21 protein-coding genes are annotated in these 20,956 nt (G+C 44.5%); 13 read left to right on the top strand and 8 right to left on the bottom strand.

The window, feature by feature from the left end; genetic code table 11:
• Nucleotides 1-8: 8 nt before the first annotated feature.
• The 5 genes from J4N42_RS04300 to J4N42_RS04280 all read left to right on the top strand — a co-directional run bounded on the left by J4N42_RS04300 (nt 9) and on the right by J4N42_RS04280 (nt 4,088).
• Nucleotides 9-911, top strand: coding sequence for a sterol desaturase family protein (locus J4N42_RS04300; RefSeq protein WP_252029983.1), 903 nt, complete (start codon nt 9-11; stop codon nt 909-911).
• The gene (locus J4N42_RS04295) at nt 908-1,585 is read left to right on the top strand and encodes a response regulator transcription factor (RefSeq protein WP_252029981.1); all 678 of its coding nucleotides are present in this window, start codon (nt 908-910) and stop codon (nt 1,583-1,585) included. The genes J4N42_RS04300 and J4N42_RS04295 overlap by 4 nt, the downstream gene beginning before the upstream one ends.
• Entirely contained in the window at nt 1,582-2,874 is a 1,293-nt protein-coding gene (locus tag J4N42_RS04290; protein ID WP_252029979.1) for a sensor histidine kinase, read from the top strand. Before J4N42_RS04295 ends, J4N42_RS04290 begins: the two co-directional genes overlap by 4 nt.
• A 75-nt stretch (nt 2,875-2,949) precedes the next feature.
• A complete protein-coding gene (locus J4N42_RS04285; protein ID WP_252029977.1) occupies nt 2,950-3,102 on the top strand; it encodes a hypothetical protein in 153 nt (50 codons plus the stop codon).
• An 86-nt stretch (nt 3,103-3,188) separates the two neighbouring features.
• Nucleotides 3,189-4,088 (top strand): DMT family transporter, encoded by a 900-nt coding sequence (locus tag J4N42_RS04280; RefSeq protein ID WP_252029975.1) that lies wholly within the window; start codon nt 3,189-3,191, stop codon nt 4,086-4,088.
• A gap of 78 nt (nt 4,089-4,166) precedes the next feature.
• On the opposite strand, the gene J4N42_RS04275 is transcribed toward J4N42_RS04280, so the two are convergent.
• Nucleotides 4,167-4,649 carry an NUDIX domain-containing protein gene (locus J4N42_RS04275; RefSeq protein ID WP_252029973.1) on the bottom strand — a complete coding sequence of 161 codons (483 nt, stop codon included), beginning with the start codon at nt 4,647-4,649 and terminating at the stop codon, nt 4,167-4,169.
• The gene (locus tag J4N42_RS04270) at nt 4,646-5,572 is read right to left on the bottom strand and encodes a histone deacetylase family protein (protein WP_252029971.1); all 927 of its coding nucleotides are present in this window, start codon (nt 5,570-5,572) and stop codon (nt 4,646-4,648) included. The genes J4N42_RS04275 and J4N42_RS04270 overlap by 4 nt, the downstream gene beginning before the upstream one ends.
• A 321-nt stretch (nt 5,573-5,893) precedes the next feature.
• On the opposite strand from J4N42_RS04270, the gene J4N42_RS04265 reads away from it, so the two are divergent.
• The 3 genes from J4N42_RS04265 to J4N42_RS04255 all read left to right on the top strand — a co-directional run bounded on the left by J4N42_RS04265 (nt 5,894) and on the right by J4N42_RS04255 (nt 8,024).
• The gene (locus J4N42_RS04265; protein WP_252029969.1) at nt 5,894-6,577 is read left to right on the top strand and encodes an SDR family oxidoreductase; all 684 of its coding nucleotides are present in this window, start codon (nt 5,894-5,896) and stop codon (nt 6,575-6,577) included.
• A gap of 113 nt (nt 6,578-6,690) precedes the next feature.
• Complete coding sequence (locus J4N42_RS04260) at nt 6,691-7,224, top strand: YbhB/YbcL family Raf kinase inhibitor-like protein (RefSeq protein ID WP_252029967.1); 534 nt, start codon at nt 6,691-6,693, stop codon at nt 7,222-7,224.
• Nucleotides 7,225-7,238: 14 nt separating this feature from the next.
• Nucleotides 7,239-8,024: an AraC family transcriptional regulator gene (locus tag J4N42_RS04255; RefSeq protein ID WP_252029965.1), complete on the top strand. Its 786-nt coding sequence runs from the start codon at nt 7,239-7,241 to the stop codon at nt 8,022-8,024.
• 12 nt (nt 8,025-8,036) lie between these two features.
• On the opposite strand, the gene J4N42_RS04250 is transcribed toward J4N42_RS04255, so the two are convergent.
• Together J4N42_RS04250 and J4N42_RS04245 are read right to left on the bottom strand one after the other, a co-directional pair.
• A complete protein-coding gene (locus J4N42_RS04250) occupies nt 8,037-9,998 on the bottom strand; it encodes a DNA topoisomerase III (protein WP_252029963.1) in 1,962 nt (653 codons plus the stop codon).
• Nucleotides 9,999-10,093: 95 nt separating this feature from the next.
• Nucleotides 10,094-10,429 (bottom strand): Grx4 family monothiol glutaredoxin, encoded by a 336-nt coding sequence (locus J4N42_RS04245; RefSeq protein WP_252029961.1) that lies wholly within the window; start codon nt 10,427-10,429, stop codon nt 10,094-10,096.
• A gap of 266 nt (nt 10,430-10,695) precedes the next feature.
• On the opposite strand from J4N42_RS04245, the gene sodB reads away from it, so the two are divergent.
• The 3 genes from sodB (at nt 10,696) to J4N42_RS04230 (ending at nt 12,800) form a co-directional block, all read left to right on the top strand.
• The gene (gene sodB, locus J4N42_RS04240; RefSeq protein WP_252029959.1) at nt 10,696-11,280 is read left to right on the top strand and encodes a superoxide dismutase [Fe]; all 585 of its coding nucleotides are present in this window, start codon (nt 10,696-10,698) and stop codon (nt 11,278-11,280) included.
• 122 nt (nt 11,281-11,402) lie between these two features.
• Nucleotides 11,403-11,924, top strand: a complete 522-nt coding sequence (locus J4N42_RS04235; RefSeq protein WP_252029957.1) for a VC2046/SO_2500 family protein — start codon at nt 11,403-11,405, stop codon at nt 11,922-11,924.
• Nucleotides 11,925-12,119: 195 nt separating this feature from the next.
• Nucleotides 12,120-12,800 carry an SDR family oxidoreductase gene (locus tag J4N42_RS04230; RefSeq protein ID WP_252029955.1) on the top strand — a complete coding sequence of 227 codons (681 nt, stop codon included), beginning with the start codon at nt 12,120-12,122 and terminating at the stop codon, nt 12,798-12,800.
• Nucleotides 12,801-12,911: 111 nt separating this feature from the next.
• Here J4N42_RS04230 and J4N42_RS04225 read toward each other — a convergent pair whose 3' ends face one another.
• Nucleotides 12,912-13,361 (bottom strand): low molecular weight protein-tyrosine-phosphatase, encoded by a 450-nt coding sequence (locus J4N42_RS04225; RefSeq protein ID WP_252029953.1) that lies wholly within the window; start codon nt 13,359-13,361, stop codon nt 12,912-12,914.
• A gap of 101 nt (nt 13,362-13,462) precedes the next feature.
• On the opposite strand from J4N42_RS04225, the gene cobO reads away from it, so the two are divergent.
• Nucleotides 13,463-14,068, top strand: coding sequence for a cob(I)yrinic acid a,c-diamide adenosyltransferase (cobO, locus tag J4N42_RS04220; protein WP_252029951.1), 606 nt, complete (start codon nt 13,463-13,465; stop codon nt 14,066-14,068).
• 103 nt (nt 14,069-14,171) lie between these two features.
• Here the strand turns inward: cobO and J4N42_RS04215 are convergent, their stop codons facing one another.
• The 3 genes from J4N42_RS04215 to apbC form a co-directional block, all read right to left on the bottom strand.
• On the bottom strand, nt 14,172-16,334 hold the full coding sequence (locus J4N42_RS04215; protein WP_252029949.1) for an AsmA family protein: 2,163 nt from the start codon (nt 16,332-16,334) through the stop codon (nt 14,172-14,174).
• Nucleotides 16,335-16,474: 140 nt separating this feature from the next.
• Entirely contained in the window at nt 16,475-17,116 is a 642-nt protein-coding gene (udk, locus tag J4N42_RS04210) for a uridine kinase (protein WP_252029947.1), read from the bottom strand.
• A gap of 221 nt (nt 17,117-17,337) precedes the next feature.
• Nucleotides 17,338-18,414: an iron-sulfur cluster carrier protein ApbC gene (apbC, locus tag J4N42_RS04205; protein WP_252029945.1), complete on the bottom strand. Its 1,077-nt coding sequence runs from the start codon at nt 18,412-18,414 to the stop codon at nt 17,338-17,340.
• Nucleotides 18,415-18,836: 422 nt separating this feature from the next.
• Between apbC and metG the strand changes: the two genes are divergently transcribed.
• The gene (metG, locus tag J4N42_RS04200; protein WP_252029943.1) at nt 18,837-20,897 is read left to right on the top strand and encodes a methionine--tRNA ligase; all 2,061 of its coding nucleotides are present in this window, start codon (nt 18,837-18,839) and stop codon (nt 20,895-20,897) included.
• The last annotated feature ends 59 nt before the right edge of the window (nt 20,898-20,956 follow it).

Here is a 20,956-nt window from a genome sequence, read left to right as displayed (position 1 = left end):
AAACAGTCATGTTTGATTTTATGTCTCAAGTGTTCACCGAGAGCACCATCATTTTTACCGAAACTTGGGTAGACGATAACTTTGTACTTATCGCCCTAGCTGTTTTTGTGTTTGAGCTCGTCCGCTACGCTATTAAGAAGAAACTAAGCTGGAACATGGTCGGCGACAGCGCAACCAACTTCGTTACGTTGTTGTTCCTACTTACGACGGTATTCGTCATTGGTTTGGCTTATGTTGGAGCATTTATCTTTGCGTACGAACACTTTAGCATTACTCAACTGCCGATAACCGGCTGGACTATATTGGGTTGCTTGGTACTGGCTGACTTAGCGTATTACTGGGAGCATCGTTTTTTGCACAGCAACGGGTTTGCATGGGGGACACATTCCGTACACCACAGCTCACCTTACTTTAATATTTCAGTGGCGTACCGATTTGGCCCACTCGATTGGTTCTTCCCATTCTTCTTCCATATCCCATTGGTGTTACTTGGTTTTAACCCTTTCGTCGTTCTGATGTGCGAGACCTTCGTTCAACTCTACCAGACGCTGCTTCACACAGAGACGGTTAAAAAATTGCCTAGACCCATAGAGGCAATATTCAACACACCGTCACATCATAGAGTCCATCATGCAACCAATAAGCAATACCTCGATAAAAACTATGCGGGCATCTTGATTATTTGGGACCGAATGTTTGGTACTTTTGCAAAGGAAGAAGAATCGGTTAAATATGGAATATACCCTCACGTTAATTCGGTTAATCCGCTTAAAGTGTACTTTCATGGGTATGGCAGGCTACTAAGACAGATATGGTACGCGCCTAATTGGAAGTATCGCTTACAGCTACTTATTAAGCCCCCTATTTGGGCTTGGCAGCAAAAACAGATGAAGGAACAAGAACAGCGATGAAAATCAATGCCCTGCTCATTGAAGATGACAAAGATCTCGCCGAAGCCATCAGTGATTATATGGAACTGGATGGGTTCGAATTCGATTTTGCTTACAATGGCTCAGCAGGGCTCACTCTCGCACAGTCCCACCCGTACGATATCATCTTGACCGACGTTAACATGCCCAAAATGGATGGGTTTCGCTTCTGTAAACAGCTCAGAGAAAAAGGGATAAATACTCCTGTGTTGATGCTCACCGCAAGAGATACGCTCGATGATAAGCTCACTGGATTCTCTGTAGGTTCTGATGATTACTTAGTTAAGCCATTTGCAATGGAAGAGCTGAAAGTCCGTATGTTAGCACTTACTCGGCGCGGAAAAGGGGCAGTTACTTCGTTGAGTATCAGTGACGTCAGTGTAGATTTGGAACAACACCTTGTTTCTCGAGCGAACCAAACCATAAGGCTGGCTCCAGTCTGCTGGAAAATACTTGTCTGCTTAATGCAACATAGCCCGAACGTGGTCAGCAAAGCTCAAATCGAAGAGGCAGTCTGGGGAGAAGATGTCCCCAATGCAGATAGCCTAAAAGTACACTTGTTTAAGCTTCGCCAAGCTATCGATGCTCCATTTGACACCAAGTTGATCCAAACCGTCCACGGGGTTGGGATTGCATTCAGGGAAGAAAACCAATGACACCAGTCAGTATCAAGCGGGATGTTTATCTATATCTATTCGGAATGGTACTCACTTTAACCGCTATTTACGCCTTGATGGTCAATCACAGCTATCAAGTCGGGCTCAATGAGTCGGCCAAGTATGGCTTTCTTTATGAGTTAAAACAGGCTGAAGCAGAGTTTGTTGAAACAGGAGCCGTTACCCAGACCAACACTTTTCAAGTGTTTACTCACCTAGACGATGTACCAGACAAGTTTCAAAAGGTTTTTGATTGGGCAAATTTTTCGAACGACCAAATCTATGAGAATTATTTATCACCAAGTACTGATGAATACGGCCACTATCTCTATGCGGCTAAGCACTATGTGTCCAGTAAAGCTCAATACCTGTATGTGGTCTCTCAGTACGATGAAAAGATCTATGCAGATTTACTAGAGCAACATCCACCAGAATCTATTGACCAATTGAACTCTTCCTTCGTAATACTCGGTGTCTTACTGCTGGGTATATTTCTAATCAGCCGCATTCTCGTATACCGAATTACTAAACCAATTTTAGAGTTGTCTCAATGGAGTAAAGATCTGAATTTGAACGAAACAGGTTCACTACAAAAGCTTCGCTACACGGAGGTGCAGCGCCTTGCCAATCAATTAATCAGCAGCGTTCGCCACCAGCAAGCAGCAATAGAGAGGGAAGAGTTTTTCCTTCGTACTGCAAGCCATGAGTTACGCACACCTGTCACAACGATTTCAGCTAGTGGGGCAATGCTATCTCGCCTCTCTCCTTCTCTCAGTAAAGGTGGGCAGAGAGCGATTGCTCGGATCAATCGTTCAGTCACAACCATGCACAACCTGATAAACACTCTACTCTGGATGAGTAGAGAGAAGCGTACGCCATTAGATTTAGACTCTTTTGATATGGAAGCACTGCTATTAGATACCGTTTCGAACCACCAATATTTGATAGAAGGTAAAGAGTTAACCGTCCATATCGATTCCCCAGAGAAGCTGCAAAGCAAGCCCCTACCCCATACTTTGGTTCAGATAGTCATCACTAACCTTATCCGTAATGCTTTCCAACATTCATCTCAAGGCAATATCCACATCATTGTATCGAGCGATAAAATATCGGTCAGTAATTCTACCGAACATCAAAGCTCAACTTCACCAGAGCCCTCATTCGGTATTGGTTTACTATTGATCGAGCGCATTTGTGCAAACAATGGCTGGCAGTTCACTCACTCTGAAGAAGCCAGTCGCTACAATGTCAGCGTCCATTTTATCGGGCCATGTTCATCTGACATCTAGGCTTCCATACCGAGATAACCAAATGTTAACCACCTATTCGTTACTCTAGTCGCATCAATCATAAGGAGAACCAGTATGGGTATTTGGTTATTAGAGACAACACTATGGGCAGTGGTTACAGTTGCAGTTTGTGTCGCTATTTGGGGCTTCTCGTTACCCAATATCTTGATCGCGTTAGGCATCTCAGTCGCAGTTTCACTAATACTTGGTAATAGCTGGAGAAGCTAATAATTTTTGAAAGCGGACTAAATAACCCATTTCGTAGCGATTATGCTAAAGTGCGGCAATCACTCATTTCTCCCCCGAACCTAGACATGCCTTCACAGTCCACTTTTTCTATCCCTAGCGGGGTTAAGTTTATGCTTATCTCCGCGCTGGGTTTCGCACTTATGTCTGCCTGCGTGAAATACGTCAGTAACTACGGTATTCCGGTGTTCGAAATTGTGGCAGCAAGAGCTTTGGTATCGCTCATCATTAGCTACCTTGATGTAAAACGAAAAAAGATTTCGATCTGGGGGAATAATAAACCACTGCTCTTCGCACGCGGCCTTGTCGGAACATTGGCACTAATGTGTGTGTATTACTCTGTCACCAGCTTACCTTTAGCGGAAGCCACTATTTTGCAATACGTTCACCCGGTATTTACTGCTTTGCTAGGTGTGTTATTTCTCAAAGAACGTATCCAAAAGTCGACAATGATATGCATCGTACTTTGTTTGGTTGGTTTGCTGGTCATAGTACAACCGAGCGTCTCTCATCAGGAGGGCTATGAGCTTCCGATGTTCAGCGTCATGATCGCTCTATTAGGTGCATTTGGTAGCTCGATAGCTTATGTCATCGTAAGAAAGCTCAGCCAAACCGAAGACAGTTCAGTCATCATCTTCTATTTTCCTTTGGTCGCTCTCCCAGCCTCTATTCTGCTGGTAGCCAATGACTTTGTATGGCCTAGCCTATATATCACGCTAATGCTTATTCTGGTGGGCATATTTACACAAATAGGCCAGTTAGGGCTAACCAAAGCAATGCAAACCCAATCCGCTGGCAAAGCATCAGCCTACTCCTACGTGCAGATCGTATTTTCGGCCATTTTAGGCGCGGTGATTTTTAATGAGATCCCGTCCGTTTGGACTTACATCGGTGGCTCACTGATTGTTGCTGGTGCGCTTATCAATGTATTTGGGCCTAAGCTATTTAACCATTCAACGGCAAAGTAAAGTGCTCATGGAGTTGGCAAGATGTTGACTTAAAACGACTCAGCTCGAGCATTTGTGACTGTAGCCAGATAAAAACATTCATAAATAGTTGGTCTTTTCATCTTCACCTTGGACATAACTGCCAAGGTGAGTTGAAAAGTTTTTTTGCTCAACCATGCCAATCACTTTACTCTTTAAATCGGCTGGGTAGACCCTCTTCCCATCTAGCTCGTTAATTGCTATCCATTCTACCGACTGTATGTACTGCTCGTCATTCAATCCGACTAGATTATCGGTATGAGGTTCACCGCTGAAGGCGGTGATTTGGTAGAAAAACTCCGCATGGTAGCGCTCAGTATGAGTCTCTAAAAACTCCCGAACACAAATGAGTTCACCGACTTCAACCTCTAGCCCTGTCTCCTCTAGGAACTCTCTCTTCAAACCATCTTTACTACTGCGATCGCCTTTCTCCATACCACCACCCGGTGGAATCCAGTATTCACCCGAAAAGTCTTTAACTCGGACCATTAATATAGACTGGTTTTGGATCAGTATGCCCGCTGAGCGAATTCGGTGCTTCATGACTCTTCCTTGGTGTCTAATGCCGCTTCTAGCAGCTGCAAGTGAATAGGAACCAAATCCTGATGTGATGTGCGATACCCCCCTCCAACCACACAGGCAATTGGCAATTGTTTGTCTTTCGCCAACTGAAACATAAACTTGTCTCGTTGATAGATCCCTTGAGTCGATACATTGAAATAACCAAGCTCGTCATCTTGATGAATATCGACGCCCGCATCGTACAAAATCAGGTCAGGCTGATGGAGATTAACGGCCATTTCCACTACCGAAGTAAATGACTGTAGATAACGTTCATCATCGGTTTCCCTTGCCATTGCCACATCTAAATCTGAATCTGGTTTTCTCGCGGGGAAGTTCTTATCGCAGTGGAATGAGAGGGTGATTATCTCATCATCATCGGCACATAACGTTGCGGTTCCATCCCCATGATGGACATCACTATCTACTATTAGGACTTTATCTATATGTTCAAACTGCAAAGCCCGCTTGGCTGCTAGCACTAAGTCATTGATTAAACAGAACCCACTACCAAAATCATAATGCGCATGGTGGTAACCACCACTTAAGTGGATCGCTACCTTATGCTCAATAGCCTGTTCAACGGTTAAACAAGTGCCTCCGGCTGACGTAAGAGTACGCTCTATAAGTTGTGTACTCCAAGGAAACCCAATTCTTCGCATTTTCGCTGCCGCTAACGTGCCGTCGGTCAAAGACGCAATGTACTGACGGCAATGCGTAAGCATGACCTCATCTGTGGTAATAGGTGCGGGGTGCTCAAAACAGAAGCCTTCCTCCCACTCCTTATGTTCACGACGCAACCTCTCAACATCTTCGTACAATAAACGATATTTGTTAATCGGATATCGATGCCCTTCCGGCAAAGGGAGTTCCGAGTATATCGGATGATAAATTAGCGGGATCATGGTGTTCGTTATGTGGTGACAATCTTTGTTTATGTTATACCAGTTATCTCCCAAAACTGATCATCCTGTTAGGGAATATTGTTGGTCTCTTTAATATTAAGCTTGTAATTGAATTCAAAAGACATTTAAATGATATTAATTCTCAATATCATTTAAATTTAATATGTCTCAATCTCATTTTTTCTTGATTCTAGGTCTGCTGGTTGGATCTCTCTGCGCAATGGCTCTCTTTTCATTTATGTTGCTTTCCAGTTGGTGGGTAGTTGATTTTGTCTTGATTGCTTAGCAAACTGTTTCCAAATTTCTGAGTTAGGAACCAATATGAAAACCGTATTTATCACCGGCGCCAATAGAGGGATCGGCTTGAGCTTGGTCAAAGGATATTTGTCTCAAGGTTGGCATGTTCATGCGACATACAGGGAAGCAAATACCGCTACCGAACTGCTTGAATTAGCCGAGAAAAATTCTGTCACTTGCCACCAGTTAGATGTGACTGACTATACGATGGTAAACTCATTATCTGCTTCTCTACCCACCATCGACCTACTGATTAATAATGCAGGCTACTATGGGCCTAAAGGCTATGGATTCGGTAATACCGATGTTGAGCAGTGGCGAAAAGTATTTGAAGTTAATGCAATTGCCCCGCTGAAATTGGTCGAAGCTTTTCACGCTAACTTGGACAAAAGTGATGATAAAAAAGTCGCTTGCTTATCTTCTAAAGTTGGCAGTATGGCAGAGAATACTTCAGGGGGAGGCTATATTTATCGCTCTTCTAAAGCCGCGTTAAACTCAGTAGTAAAGAGCTTAAGCAACGATCTGTCCCCGCAAGGGTTTACGGTTTTGGCACTACACCCTGGTTGGGTACAAACAGAAATGGGCGGGCCAAATGCGCTAATCGATACCGCCACCTCAGCAGCAGGATTAATGAAGGTGATTAACCAAGCTAACCCAAGCCATTCAGGTGAGTTCATTAACTACGATGGTACATCTATCCCTTGGTAACATAAAACAATAAGTATCAAAATAAACTAAAAAACCACCAACAGTGATACTTATTGGAGCATAGCTTCATTATCCGCTCTATAGACTGATTAATATCAACTAAGGAGCGTAACATGAAGAAAACCATTCTAACTCTCTCACTATCGAGCATGATGATATCTGGTCAGGTGCTCGCTTTTGAACTCACCAGCCAAGATATTAAAGAAGGCTACCCTATGGCCAAAACCTTTGAGTTTTCAGGATGGGGTTGCTCTGGGGAAAACTTGTCACCTCAGCTAAGCTGGAAAGGTGCACCGAAAGGGACGAAAAGTTTTGCTATAACTGCGTACGATCCTGATGCCCCAACCGGTAGCGGATTCTGGCATTGGGTTGCTTTCAATATCCCAGCCGATGTAAGTCAACTACCTCGTGGAGCAGACATACAAAAACTAGGTGGTTTAGAGTCAGGTATTGACTATGGTATCAAGGGGTTTGGCGGGGCCTGTCCCCCTGTTGATGATGGCATGCACCGTTACCAGTTCACAGTCTGGGCCATACCTGAAACAACATTAAGCCTGACCGAAAACACACCCGCGGCAGTTGTTGGCTTTACATTAAATAGTGTTGCCTTGGCTAAAACCACACTCACGGCAACGTACACACGCTAAAATAAGGATGAGTGATGACTCACAAGCTTCAGATATCTGAGTTTCGAGCCCAGCAGTTACAGGCATTAAGAAACGTGACGATTCACTCCCCAAGCATCATTCAGATTATCTCTGGTAACAAACGGCTTTTTGGGCAAGAAGAGTCGGTAACACTCACACCAAGTTCACTATTGCTTAGCCCTGCATCCGCCTCATTTAGCTTCGCCAACGTCCCAGAAAAAGGGCCATTTCTTTCTCGTGTCTTCAGTTTTCACTGCAACCCTAGCCAAGAAATGCTAACACTGAGCGAAAACAATACGTCGATAACAGACTCTACTCACTCTTTGACCGACCAAGCAATACAAGAAACGCTCAATGCTCTGGCAGGGTTCAACTTGAACTCGATGAGCCACCAAACACAGCATTTTTGGCTGATGGCACTTTTCCAGCAGCTTGCAGAACGCGGAGCGTTACACAGGATATACCCTTCATCCAAGTCATCTTACAGTGAAATGATTGCTCGGTACCTTGCGGCTTCGCCAGCGCAAGAACATACGTTAGAAAACGTTGCAGAACATTTTGCTATGAGCCGAGCAACATTGATTAGAAAACTTAAACAGGAAGGACATCAATACCGTCATCTGCTTGCTCAAGTTCGGCTTAACCACGCGCTTCAGCTTATGCGAAAACATCATTATGACGGCTATCTGTTAGCCCAAATGTGTGGCTATCAGTCAGAACAACGCTTTAGACGTCGATTTAAAGATAAATTTGGTTTAACACCGACAGAATATCAGCGCACAATTAACCAAAACCATTAGTAACCAGAGTCACTAGCTGCTAGTACGACGAGCTCCACGTTTTGGTGATGCTGATTTTGTACCGCTTCTTTTTTTTCGTTTAAACGCTGGTCGCTCAACTTTTGGCAACGAGCGCAGCGAATCCGGTATGGGGCCCGTTTTGACTTGTTGCATTAAGCTATCGATACGCTGTTGTAAGGTTTGCATGAAGGGTTGGTAGGCTTGATTTCTTTCTGCCATCCCTTGTAGTTGATGCTCCCAATGAGCCGTCATGTCTGGAAAGGTAGAATCTGATGGAAGCGCATGAATCAAACCTCTGCCTGCCTCACTGCTCAAAATAGTCTTGCCTTGACGTTTAAGCAGTTGCCGTTTGAATAAGGTATCTAAGATACCTGCTCTTGTTGCTTCCGTACCAAGACCATCCGTTTCTTTAAGAATTTTTTTCAGTTCTTTGTCTTCGACAAACCTCGCAATTCCTGTCATCGCTTGCAGCAATGTCGCCTCAGTAAAGTGCTTGGGAGGTTCTGTTTTACGGTCTTTAATTTCACCTTCTCGGCAGGTAAGGACCGAGCCTTGCTCCAGAGGAGGAACCGCATCGACATTAGCATCGTCGTCATCTGTTTTGCCCATCAGCACTTTCCAACCAGCCGAAACAAGCTGTCGACCTTTCGCAATGAACATTCCTCCCGCGATATCAAACACAAGCTTTGCTTCTGCGTATACCGCAGCCGGATAAAACTGCATTAAATACTGCCGAGCAATCTGCTGGTAAATTTTCATTTCATTGGCTGATAGAGCATTCATCGATGCTTTTTTGGGTGTTGGGATGATCGCATGGTGAGCATCCACTTTACTGTCGTTCCAAGCCTTTGACTTCAGACTAAGATCCGACTCGTTCACTGCTGTGGCCAAATCTTTCGCGTTATTGGAGATCGCGTCACACACACTTCCCGCTTGAGCATAATGCTCTTTAGGCAAATAACGGCTGTCTGAACGGGGATAAGTGATTAACTTGTGCTTTTCATATAGGCTTTGGCAAGTATCAAGAACCTGTTGTGCACTCATACCGAATCGTTTGGCGGCATCAATTTGTAGGGCAGATAATGAATACGGCAATGGAGGAGCTTGCTTGGTCTGCTTTTGTTCAGATTCCACCACTTTGGCGGGCTGATTTGCAATTCGATTAGCCACATTCTCAACCAATTTACGATTGAGAACTCGCCCTTCCTCATCTTGCCACGGCTTGCATGCGTCACTTGGCTTCCAGCGAGCACGAATATCGAACTGATGACTGCCATTCTGATAGGGAATAAGTGCATGAAGTGTAAAGTAATCACGAGGTACAAAGTTTTCGATTTCTTCATCTCTGCGTACGACTAGCCCTAACACTGGTGTCTGTACTCGACCAACCGACAGTACGCCTTGATAACCCGCTTTTTGACCAAGCAATGTATAGGCCCGAGACATGTTCATGCCATACAGCCAATCGGCGCGAGAGCGCGCCAATGCCGAAACAGAGAGCGGAATAAAATCTCGATTACTGCGCATTTGAGAGAGTGCACGCTTGACGGCTGGTAAGTTCAAGTCGCTGATTAATAAGCGTTGAATCGACTCCTTTTTGGTTTTGGAGACTTTACAATAATCAATGACTTCATCCACCAGCAGCTGACCTTCTCTATCAGGGTCACCTGCATGGATAATCTGGGAGGACTCTTTCAATAGTTTGCGCACCACCGAAAGCTGTTTGCTGGCCGACTTCCTTGGCCTAAGCTGCCACTGTTCAGGAACTATCGGGAGATCAGCCAAGTTCCACTTTTTATAACGTTCGTCATACGCATCGGGCTCCACTTGCTCTAATAAATGCCCGATGCACCATGTCACTACATCACCATTACCGCAACGAATAAAGCCTTGATCTTTTTTCTGAGGATTTGGCAGTGCTGCCGCAATAGCACGCCCGAGGCTAGGCTTTTCGGCGATGAATAAACGGGACATAAGCGATGGTATTTTCTTTGGCACAAATAATTAGAGCCACATTATCGAATGTGGCTCTAATAAGGCAAGAGAAAACTGTTTAAATATACAGTTAATTACTCTGCATCACCTTCAACGCGTGCAGCAGCTTCTTTAATTAGTGGCTGAAGTTCACCTTTCTGGAACATTTCTAGAATGATGTCACAACCGCCAATTAGCTCACCTTCTACCCATAGTTGTGGGAAAGTTGGCCATTGAGCGTATGCTGGTAGCTCAGCACGGATATCTGGGTTTTGTAGAATATCTACGTAAGCAAATTTTTCTCCACATGCCATTAGAGCTTGTGAAGCTTGAGAAGAGAAACCACAGCTAGGTAGTTTTGGCGACCCTTTCATGTATAGAAGGATCGAGTTTTCTGAAATTTGCTGTTTGATTTTGTCGATAGTTTCCATTTCTTCCTCTTAATGGATGTACTGCAAAGATTTGCTTCATTCTAAACCATTAGACGAGAATATAAAGCACATAAAGTGTATGGTTATAAAGCAGTCAAATGGATGCAGTTTCACATAACGATCACAAGTTATTTGGGTGCAAGCTCTTTTAATAAAGTAAAAACTTGCTAAAATGAATCGCAAGTCAGTCGTATCGACTACACATAACAAAAAACATCGGAAGCAATCGAAAGGCTAAGCCTTTCATATATATGGAGAATCGAGCAATGGCATTTGAACTACCAGCTCTTCCTTACGCGAAAGACGCGCTAGAACCACACATCTCAGCAGAAACTCTAGATTTCCACCACGGTAAGCACCACAACACTTACGTTGTTAAGCTAAACGGTCTTATCCCAGGAACTGAGTTCGAAGGCAAAACGCTAGAAGAAATCGTTAAGACTTCTACTGGTGGCGTATTCAACAACGCTGCACAAATCTGGAACCACACGTTCTACTGGCACTGTCTAGCGCCAAACGCTGGCGGTGAACCAACAGGTGCAGTTGCTGATGCAATCAATGCTGCATTCGGTTCTTTCGAAGAGTTCAAAGCGAAGTTCACTGATTCTGCAATCAACAACTTCGGTTCTTCTTGGACTTGGCTAGTTAAAAAAGCTGACGGTTCTCTAGAAATCGTTAACACTTCTAACGCAGCGACACCACTAACAGAAGAAGGGACTACTCCACTTCTAACTGTTGACCTGTGGGAACACGCTTACTACATCGATTACCGTAACGTTCGTCCAGATTACATGAACGGTTTCTGGGCTCTAGTTAACTGGGCATTCGTTGAAGAAAACCTAGCTAAGTAATGTAAATTACTACAATGATTTTAAAAGCCTGCTTATGCAGGCTTTTTTTTGATCTTTATTTCTTGAAGACTCTCAAGTTTCTCGCCTTTAAGCCGTTATAAGTGCATCAAGCGAGGGACTTCATGTACGCCGATAACGTAGACACCATTCATACATTAGACAAAGCAACCATCATTAATGAGTTGCGATTTGGCAACGGTATCAATCATGCCGTTCATGCCGGTCGTCGCTCTGATTTTGCGTTGATTTTATCTATGTTTTCGGATGATGTTCGTGACAACACACCGGTAGAACAAATAGATCCACCCGAAGTTACGGATGCTGTACTCAGACAGCGCTTTGAACTTCAGGAACCACAGCCACTGCGCTCGGATCCCACCTCCTACCCTATTTCAGCTCGGCATGCCGATATGTTCCATGCTGCAGGGTTACCTAGTGCCAAGCTCAGCCACTACCTCACCCCCGAACCACTGACTTACTTGCCGTCAGAAACCTTTGATTTACCTGAAGAGGTATACCACAACCTTTCGGGTCATCAACGACGCCAGTTGGCCGAAACTAAGCCACGGAATTTGATGTCCGCTGACATCTACAATCAACTGGTCGTAGCTCAACGAAACTATCAAATACAAACTCAGGCATAAGATCTACGTCTCACTTTTTAAACGCGTACATTCATGACATCGCTTTGTGTGAATCACTGCATAAAACAAAAAACTTTCTGATTTTTCGACCGATTAATTTGAGGTTATTCACACCTAAATCACAGCCAATAAACCATGCTATGTGGACAAAAAACATCCACCAAAAAGAACAAATCATATTGGGTGAGGTTAAATATGGACATAAAAAGTGCCGTAATATTAATTACTTCTGCTGGTTCTCTGCTAGGCGGTACGCTTGCAACACACTTTGCATCACTAGGTGCGAAGCTGATTCTGTGCGATCAAGATATCCACCGACTTAATGAAACTCTTTCACGTTGTCGAATGGTGTCAGACCATGTTTATTCTTTCCCAGTCGCTGATTATTCATATGAGTCGATAGATAAACTTTTTGACTATGTCGATGAAATGTTCCACTCCTCGCCCGATGTACTGGTAAACAATTGGACCAGCAATCCTCTCCCGACATTAATGAGTGAACGCTCTGCTGATCTGTTCACCAAAAAGCTTTCAGTGATGGCATCCTCGCTGTTTGGATTCGGCCAAGCCACTGCCGAGCGTATGATGCAGGAGAAAAAGAAAGGGGTGATCGTCAATATCGTTTCTTATGAAGACTACCGAGATCTCTCTGGGTTTGAAAATGCGTCATCAATGGTGGCAGGGTTTACCCAAAGCTGGGCGAAAGAGTTAACACCATTTAATATTCGAGTCGGAGGTGTAGTACCAGCCCTAAGCCATGTGACTAACGATGACGATTACCACTGGGCAGAAGTCCAAGATGAGTTGATACGAAATACAGAATACATTGTCTCTAACGAGTATTTCAGTGGGCGAGTGATGGCAGCCGAAGCTTAGAGTCGAGTTCTACTAACAAGAAACACCTCAAATGACAAAGAAGGTCATCAATTTGCTTGATGACCTTCTTCTTTTTGTGTCAACGAAGTACACATCAGTGCTTTTTCAGAACTACAGCTTACTTAATATTTGCTCCGATGCCTCTTCAATGAGATCGAGTACCAACTCAAATCCATTGTCTCCGCCATAGTATGGGTCAGGTATTTCATCGAATTTCCCATCAGAATAGCTTAAAAACAGTGATAGCTTATGCTGGTATTGCGCAGGGCAAATGTCATAAAGATCGGCCAAATTGGCTTTATCTGCAGCTAAAATCAAATCAAAATCGGTAAAGTCTTGCATCACCACTTTGCGGGAACTTATGCCTTTAAACGAATAACCCCGTCTTTCTCCAGCCTTACGTGAACGACTATCTGGCGGGTTACCTTGGTGATAACCAATCGTGCCAGCCGAATCCACTTCAACATCAACGCCAAGTTGAGCGGCCTTCGCTCTCAACACCGCTTCCCCTGTCGGCGAGCGGCAAATATTGCCCATACAGACAACCAAAATCCGTTTCATTTTATTTACCCGAACCTAATTCCCAGAAAAGTCGTAGGTTTTTGCTATTCACAACTTCAGTTATCATACCGATAAAGTCAGTGATTAAAAAAGGATTTCCGATGTCCACAGATAGTAACAAAGAACAACGTCATAAAGCTCGCCAACAGAAAGTCAAAGAACAAGTTGATGCCAAAGTCGCAGCTGCACAGAAAGAGAAAGGCTTGCTATTAGTTATCACCGGTAACGGTAAAGGTAAATCTACATCAGGCTTTGGTACTGTGGCACGCGCAGTTGGACACGGAAAAAAATGTGCCGTTGCACAATTTATCAAAGGTACTTGGGATAATGGCGAGCGAAACCTATTAGAAAAGCTCGGTGTTGAATTTCAAGTAATGGCAACGGGTTTTACTTGGGAAACACAAAACAAAGCAGCAGATACCGAGGCAGCCCAGTTAGTTTGGCAAGAATGCAAACGCATGCTAGCGGATGACTCCATCGACGTCATATTATTCGATGAGCTCACCTACATGGTTAGTTATGGCTACGTAGAGCTTGATGAAGTGGTCGAAGCGTTGGCAAATCGCCCAAAAATGCAGTCGGTGATCATCACAGGCCGCGGTGCGCATCGCTCGTTAATAGAAATGGCCGATACAGTGTCTGAAGTGAAGAACGTAAAACATGCCTTTGAGTCGGGTGTAAAAGCGCTCAAAGGTGTCGATTGGTAATTCTCACCGCATCTAACATTCTTCAGCGCGTTTTATCTAGTGATACAAAATAAAAAAGGTAGGCATAAAGCCTACCTTTTTATTTCATTTAAAGAGTCTTGAACTAGTTAAATAGCCCTTTAAGCAGACCTTTCACTGCATCTTTATCTTCTGGCTTTAGTTTGTCGCCATACTTTTCTTCAAGCTTATCCAAGCCGCGGTCAATTTCTTTTTCCGCTTTCTGTTTCAAGACGTCATCAAAAACGAGTTTGAATTTAGGTTCAGCCCATTTGCCAGACACATTGATAGGAATCGTTACTCCTTTCAACTCATCGATGTCTTTACCACCTTGACCTTTCAAAGAACCCACTATCGACGTACTGACCGTAAAGTCGACTGTTTCTTTTAGATAGTTTGCACTTCCTTGGCCACGAATACGTAGCAAAGGAGACTGCATATGAAGATCATTAGTCGAAACATTGCCTTTGTTTAACTTTAAAGTTGCCTTCATTGCACTAAAGTCTGTTTTCTTCGGTTCGTTAGTCCCTTCGACTTTTTCACCTTTTATTTTGGCGTAGTTTTCTCGGATCATCTGCGCAACGTTGATGCCGTTCACCGCACCATCTTCAAAGTTGATCTTCACTGTGCCCACTAGGTTTTTCTTTATACCCGTTGGCGTCAGGCTGCGACCTTTCACATCAACATCGATATTACCCGTACCTTCCAACATGTCGTTGTTAGCAACATCCATTAACAGTGGCTGTACCTGTACACCCTTGATACGCTTCTTAGCCGAGTACGTCGCAGGCGTTTTACGTCCATCCAACTTCGCATTTGCTGTAATTGAGCCTTGGTATAGGTTCGAGCTGAAAGACGTTAATTCTGCAACACCGCGATTCACATAAAACTTCGCTTTCACGTTTTGCATTCTGGCGTTATTGGCTTTGAATTTATCGATGGTGACCGAGCCTTTCACATCAAGGGTTTTTAGCGCAGATAAATCTGGCTCAACTTCTTTTTGAGGTTTAGCCGGCGACGTTTTTACTGCCTTGTCTGAGCTACTCGTTGTGCTCGTCCCTTTTTGGTCTGAAGATCCGCTCTGCTCACTGGCTTTGTTTAGCCCTAAGAACTCATCTAAATCAATATTTGGGCTGTGCAGCGCAAAACGCACCTTAGGGATGTCTGCCAATGTCACTTCCGCTTTACCATCTAATGCAATCGCGTTGGCAGTGAGTTTCTCTAGAACAAAGGTTAAGTGACTCTTGGTCAGATCAAAGCTTAGGTCTGACGCCATATCCACTTTCATAGGATTCTGAGGAAGCGTATCGCCTGTAAAGTTGGCATCCAAAGTCAGCGTCGCAATATTAACCAGAGAGATAGCCTTATCGACGGTTAAGACGCCAGAACCATTCATGTCGATACCTAGGCCCGCTGCTTGCCCTTTAACGGCATAGCTCATCTTATTGGCCTTATCGAACTCAAACGTCTCAAGGCCAATCTTAGCAGAGTCAATTTGCGTAGCAGGGTCATTAAAGCTTGCATCCAGTTCAATATTACGCAGAGCATACTCAGAAAAACCTTTCGCTAATTTGAACTCGGCACTGCCTTTGGCAGAAAACTTCTGCTGGTTGTTCTCACCTTTAGCCGCAAACGTTGCTTTGGTCCACTTCTCAGCAGCAAACTCCGAGAGCTCAAACGCTACATCGTAGAGTTTAGTGTACGTACCAGCTTGTCGATCTTGGATTTCTAGTACTGCGTTAGACACAGTGACGCCCGCAAGGTTAATCGTCCAGGCAGAAGCTGCTGAGTCGATGGTAGCAACTTCACTTGTAGACGTTGCACTTTCTTCTACTGCACCTTTAGGTTCGCTAGTGCTCGTTTCTGGTTGTGTATTCGATGCCGTTAAAGCGTCGATGTTCTTGCTACCATCTTTTAGTGTTTCTAAGTCGAACTCAGCACCGTTTAGCGATACGTTGCCAATTTCTAGCTGTTGGCTAAATAGCGGCATGACCGACACATCGATACCAATGGAGTCAACTTTAAATAAATTGGGATTAGTAAACCCTTGAGGGTTACGCAGCTCGGTTTTACCTAGCTCAAACCCAATAGACGGGAAAAATTGCCAGCTTATGTCACCTTCAATAACCAGCTCTAACCCAGTGTGCTGCTTAGCTTGCTCCACAATCAGTGGTTTAAATTGGTTAGGGTTAACCAGTAAGACGAGGGCTAACATAGCCAATACAATGGCAACGACGGGAATGGCGACAACTAATAGCAGTTTTTTCATCAGCAGTATCCTTGCTTAATTCGTCGGACTCTTAAAAAGATAGAGATAAACAAACGTTTCGTCTGCATCAATAAAAAGAAAGTGGCACTAAAAGTGCCACTTATCATAGAAAAAATAAAGCTTTGAATCGTTAATTACTTTTAAGCTTTCAATAACTTCGCAATGTGTGCTTTCAATACATCGATTGCGATGCGGTTTTTACCACCACGTGGAACGATGATATCCGCATGTTGTTTAGACGGCTCAATAAATTGCATAAACATTGGGCGAACGGTCTCTTGGTACTGTTTAAGCACAGAATCCATCGTACGACCACGTTCTTCAACATCACGCTTAACACGGCGAAGAAGACAAATATCAAGTGGCGTATCCATAAATACCGTTGCATGCATTAACTTACGCAAGCGAGGGTCAGTAAGAAGAAGGATGCCTTCTAGAATGATCACTTTCTTAGGTGTCATCGCCGTGGTGTTTTCAGTACGAGTGTGCTCTGTGTAGCTGTATTCCGGTACTTCTACCGCTTCACCTTTGATTAGCTTTTCTAGGTGCTCACAAAGCAGGTCATGATCCAACGCATTCGGGTGGTCATAGTTTGTTTTCACACGCTCTTCCATGCTTAGGTCGCTTTGGTCGTTGTAGTAGCAATCTTCCGTGATAACACCAATTTGGTGATCGCCAACCTTTGCACGCAGTTCGTTGTAAATCGTACTTGCGATTAGACTCTTACCAGAAGCGGAAGCGCCAGCGATACCTACGATGACACATTGATTATTATCAGACATTTTTTTGCACCCGATGATGGTTTTGGTGGAAACAGATAAACCGCCTGATTATAGGGAGTTCACTAGTTAGATACTAGTCGCGGATAGGGTTAAATGTCAGGTTTTACGTAAATAGAATAACAAAAAGCCATGCAATCGATTACCTCGAATACATGGCTCTGCTTTTACTTCAAATTATACGTTTTTGCACTGCCACCAAGTGCAGTTACTGGACGAAAAGACTACTCCACCATCGTGAAGCTGATCGCTTCAGGCTTCGCTTTTCCATGCCAGTACATTCGACTACACACGGTTTCTGCAAGCTTTAGGTAAGTTTGGGAGTGCTCACTATCCGGCCTCGCGGCCACAGTCGGCGTACCTTTATCGATATCTTCGCGCATAGAAATGTGCAATGGCACTTGCGCTAATAGCGCTAAACCGTATTCACCAGCCAGCTTCTCCGCGCCTCCTGCCCCAAAGATATGCTCTTTTTCACCACAATGACTGCAGATGTGATAGCTCATGTTTTCGACCATACCAATCACAGGGACATCGACTTTCTCAAACATCGCAGCGCCTTTGCGAGCATCAGCCAAAGCAAGATCTTGTGGCGTTGTGACAATGAGAGCGCCCGTCACTGGGATTTGTTGAGACAAGGTCAGCTGAATATCACCCGTCCCCGGCGGCATATCAATCACCAAGTAATCCAGTTCAGGCCACTCGGTTTCGTTCAACAGTTGAGCAAGCGCCTTAGATGCCATAGGTCCACGCCAAATCGCTGCTTCGTCTTTAGACACTAAATAGCCAATTGAATGGGTGTGAATACCGTGAGAGGTAATTGGCTGCATCCATTTGTTGTCACGAACTTCTGGCTTGGCATCCACTTCGCCCATCATCATAGGTACAGACGGACCATAAATGTCCGCATCCAACAATCCCACTTTGGCGCCGGATTGAGAAATCGCCAGAGCTAGGTTAACGGCTGTGGTTGATTTCCCTACACCGCCTTTTGCAGACGTCACTGCAATGATGTTTTTAACGCCATTAACCGAGTTAGCGACAACGGTTTCAAGGGCTTTAGGAGCAATGCTAATGTCGAAATCAAATGGCGCAACCTGCTTGTTTTCATGCTGGGCCGTGATCCATTCTTGAAGAGTAGCTTGTAAAGATTTCGCAGCAAAAGGCAGTGCGATACCAAACACGCCGCTTGCGGAAACCGTAACGATAGATGGCTGATTCGCCCAACCTTCAATGAGGTTAGGGTGTGAAAACTCGTTCAACCAATCACAGAAATCTTGCTTTGAAGTGAACTGACGCATAGGTCCTCCTTATGCATCTAATCGTAACACTCCACCAGCCTAGACTGAACCCTGAAAAAACTAGGGGGATACATAGGGTCTGATGACCTTTTGCGGTTAAATTTTGTTCGAGATAAAAGCGTTTTAATCGCGGCGAGAGGTTTGTCGCCTAGCATTCTAAGCAAAATACCTATCAACAAAGAGTAAAACGCTTTTAGCCGAACCCTATGGGCAGCATTTGTGGCTCCTTTCTACTGCGTTATCGGCTTCTCAGGTAGGGCATCTACATATCAAAGCCTCTGCCTTGTATAAAGAACCCACAAATTGCTGCAAAAATCAGCTCAAAAGGTCATCAGACCCTAGCTCACACCTTGGAGTCACTAGCCTGATGAGGTAGTATTACTCTCTATTTTTTCATACACCTTAAGAAGCGAATATTAAGTATGGCAAACGATCCACGCAAATTACTGGTAACTTGTGCCCTCCCGTACGCTAACGGTTCGATTCACCTAGGTCACATGCTTGAGCACATTCAAGCTGACATCTGGGTTCGCTACCAACGCCTACGTGGCAACACTGTAAACTTCATCTGTGCTGACGATGCTCACGGCACACCAATCATGCTAAAAGCACAACAGATGGGTATTACGCCAGAAGAGATGATCGCTGCAGTAAGTGAAGAGCACCAAAAAGACTTCGCTGGCTTCGATATTAGCTTTGATAACTACCACAGCACACACTCGGAAGAGAACCGTGAGCTGGCTTCACACATCTACCTAGAGCTTAAGAAAAACGGCTTCATTTCTAGTCGTACTATCTCTCAGCTATTTGACCCTGAAAAAGAGATGTTCCTACCGGATCGTTTCGTAAAAGGTACTTGTCCTAAGTGTAAGTCAGAAGACCAATACGGTGATAACTGTGACAACTGTGGTGAAACGTACAGCCCGACTGAACTGATCAATCCAAAGTCAGCGGTTTCTGGTGCAACACCAATCATGAAAGACTCTGAGCACTTCTTCTTCGACCTACCTCAGTTCGAAAGCATGCTACAAGAGTGGACTCGCTCTGGCTCTCTTCAAGCTGAAACAGCGAACAAGATGCAAGAGTGGTTTGAGTCTGGCCTTCAGCAGTGGGACATCTCTCGTGATGCGCCTTACTTCGGCTTTGAAATCCCAGGTGAAAAAGACAAGTTCTTCTACGTATGGCTAGATGCACCTATCGGCTACATGGGCTCATTCAAAAACCTATGTGATAAGCGTGATGACCTAGACTTCGACGAATACTGGAAGAAAGACAGTACCACTGAGCTTTACCACTTCATTGGTAAAGATATTGTTTACTTCCACTCTCTATTCTGGCCAGCAATGCTGGAAGGCAGTGGTTTCCGTAAACCAAACAACGTATTCGTACATGGCTACGTAACGGTAAACGGCGCCAAGATGTCTAAGTCGAAAGGCACATTCATTAAAGCTGCGACTTATTTAGATCACCTAGACCCTGAGTGTCTACGTTACTACTACGCCGCTAAGCTAAACAGCCGTATCGATGATCTAGACCTTAACCTTGAAGACTTCACTCAGCGTGTTAACGCAGACGTAGTAAACAAGATTGTTAACCTAGCGTCTCGTAACGCAGGCTTTATCAGCAAGCGTTTCGAAGGCAAACTATCTGCTAACTTCGCTGAACCTGAGCTATACAACGAATTCGTTGCGGCAGCCGACCGTATCGCAGAGCTATTTGAAACGCGTGAATTTGGCCGTGCAATCCGTGAAATCACAGCACTGGCAGACAAAGCAAACCAATACGTTGATGAGAAAGCACCGTGGGTTGTTGCGAAAGAAGAAGGTAAAGACCAAGAGCTACAAGACATCTGTTCTGTTGGTATCAACCTATTCCGCGTTCTGATGACTTACCTGAAACCGGTAATGCCAGAGCTTGCTGCACGTACTGAAGCATTCCTAAACGAAGAGCTAACTTGGGAAGGCATCGCAGCACCGCTAACTGATCATGAGATCACTAAGTTCAAAGCGCTATTCAACCGTATCGATCCTAAGAAGGTTGAAGCGATGGTTGAAGCTTCTAAAGAAGACGCAGCAGCAGAAGTAGCAGCGAAAGAAAAAGCAGAAGCGGAAAAGAACAAAGCAAGCCAAACTGAGCTAGACAAAGATCCAATCGCAGAAGAGATTGAATTTGACGCTTTCGCAGCTGTTGATATGCGTATTGCTCGTATCATCTCTTGTGAAGAAGTGCCAAAAGCAAACAAACTGCTTAAGTTCCAACTAGACATCGGCGGTGAAACTCGTCAGGTATTCTCTGGCATTAAGTCAGCGTACAAACCTGAAGAGCTAGAAGGTAAGCTAACAGTAATGGTAGCAAACCTTAAACCTCGTAAGATGAAATTTGGTATGTCTGAAGGCATGATCCTAGCTGCTGGCCCAGGAGGCAGCGACCTGTGGATTCTTGAGCCGCACGAAGGTGCACAGCCTGGCATGCGTGTCATGTAAGCCTAGGTTAACCAAAAGACGAAACCCCGCTTTGATCGCGGGGTTTTTTATCACTTAAG

The sequence above is a fragment of the Vibrio sp. SCSIO 43135 genome, assembly GCF_023716665.1.
GTDB lineage: Bacteria > Pseudomonadota > Gammaproteobacteria > Enterobacterales > Vibrionaceae > Vibrio > Vibrio paucivorans.
Note: the sequence above shows the minus strand (reverse complement) of the source record. Positions and strands in the feature narration are given on the sequence as shown.

What these genes read in the sequence shown, in the direction of transcription:
- J4N42_RS04300 (WP_252029983.1), top strand. Translation starts at nt 9, where the DNA reads ATGTTTGATTTTATGTCTCAAGTGTTCACCGAGAGCACCATCATTTTT.
- J4N42_RS04295 (WP_252029981.1), top strand. Translation starts at nt 908, where the DNA reads ATGAAAATCAATGCCCTGCTCATTGAAGATGACAAAGATCTCGCCGAA.
- J4N42_RS04290 (WP_252029979.1), top strand. Translation starts at nt 1,582, where the DNA reads ATGACACCAGTCAGTATCAAGCGGGATGTTTATCTATATCTATTCGGA.
- J4N42_RS04285 (WP_252029977.1), top strand. Translation starts at nt 2,950, where the DNA reads ATGGGTATTTGGTTATTAGAGACAACACTATGGGCAGTGGTTACAGTT.
- J4N42_RS04280 (WP_252029975.1), top strand. Translation starts at nt 3,189, where the DNA reads ATGCCTTCACAGTCCACTTTTTCTATCCCTAGCGGGGTTAAGTTTATG.
- J4N42_RS04275 (WP_252029973.1), bottom strand. Translation starts at nt 4,649, where the DNA reads ATGAAGCACCGAATTCGCTCAGCGGGCATACTGATCCAAAACCAGTCT.
- J4N42_RS04270 (WP_252029971.1), bottom strand. Translation starts at nt 5,572, where the DNA reads ATGATCCCGCTAATTTATCATCCGATATACTCGGAACTCCCTTTGCCG.
- J4N42_RS04265 (WP_252029969.1), top strand. Translation starts at nt 5,894, where the DNA reads ATGAAAACCGTATTTATCACCGGCGCCAATAGAGGGATCGGCTTGAGC.
- J4N42_RS04260 (WP_252029967.1), top strand. Translation starts at nt 6,691, where the DNA reads ATGAAGAAAACCATTCTAACTCTCTCACTATCGAGCATGATGATATCT.
- J4N42_RS04255 (WP_252029965.1), top strand. Translation starts at nt 7,239, where the DNA reads ATGACTCACAAGCTTCAGATATCTGAGTTTCGAGCCCAGCAGTTACAG.
- J4N42_RS04250 (WP_252029963.1), bottom strand. Translation starts at nt 9,998, where the DNA reads ATGTCCCGTTTATTCATCGCCGAAAAGCCTAGCCTCGGGCGTGCTATT.
- J4N42_RS04245 (WP_252029961.1), bottom strand. Translation starts at nt 10,429, where the DNA reads ATGGAAACTATCGACAAAATCAAACAGCAAATTTCAGAAAACTCGATC.
- sodB (WP_252029959.1), top strand. Translation starts at nt 10,696, where the DNA reads ATGGCATTTGAACTACCAGCTCTTCCTTACGCGAAAGACGCGCTAGAA.
- J4N42_RS04235 (WP_252029957.1), top strand. Translation starts at nt 11,403, where the DNA reads ATGTACGCCGATAACGTAGACACCATTCATACATTAGACAAAGCAACC.
- J4N42_RS04230 (WP_252029955.1), top strand. Translation starts at nt 12,120, where the DNA reads ATGGACATAAAAAGTGCCGTAATATTAATTACTTCTGCTGGTTCTCTG.
- J4N42_RS04225 (WP_252029953.1), bottom strand. Translation starts at nt 13,361, where the DNA reads ATGAAACGGATTTTGGTTGTCTGTATGGGCAATATTTGCCGCTCGCCG.
- cobO (WP_252029951.1), top strand. Translation starts at nt 13,463, where the DNA reads ATGTCCACAGATAGTAACAAAGAACAACGTCATAAAGCTCGCCAACAG.
- J4N42_RS04215 (WP_252029949.1), bottom strand. Translation starts at nt 16,334, where the DNA reads ATGAAAAAACTGCTATTAGTTGTCGCCATTCCCGTCGTTGCCATTGTA.
- udk (WP_252029947.1), bottom strand. Translation starts at nt 17,116, where the DNA reads ATGTCTGATAATAATCAATGTGTCATCGTAGGTATCGCTGGCGCTTCC.
- apbC (WP_252029945.1), bottom strand. Translation starts at nt 18,414, where the DNA reads ATGCGTCAGTTCACTTCAAAGCAAGATTTCTGTGATTGGTTGAACGAG.
- metG (WP_252029943.1), top strand. Translation starts at nt 18,837, where the DNA reads ATGGCAAACGATCCACGCAAATTACTGGTAACTTGTGCCCTCCCGTAC.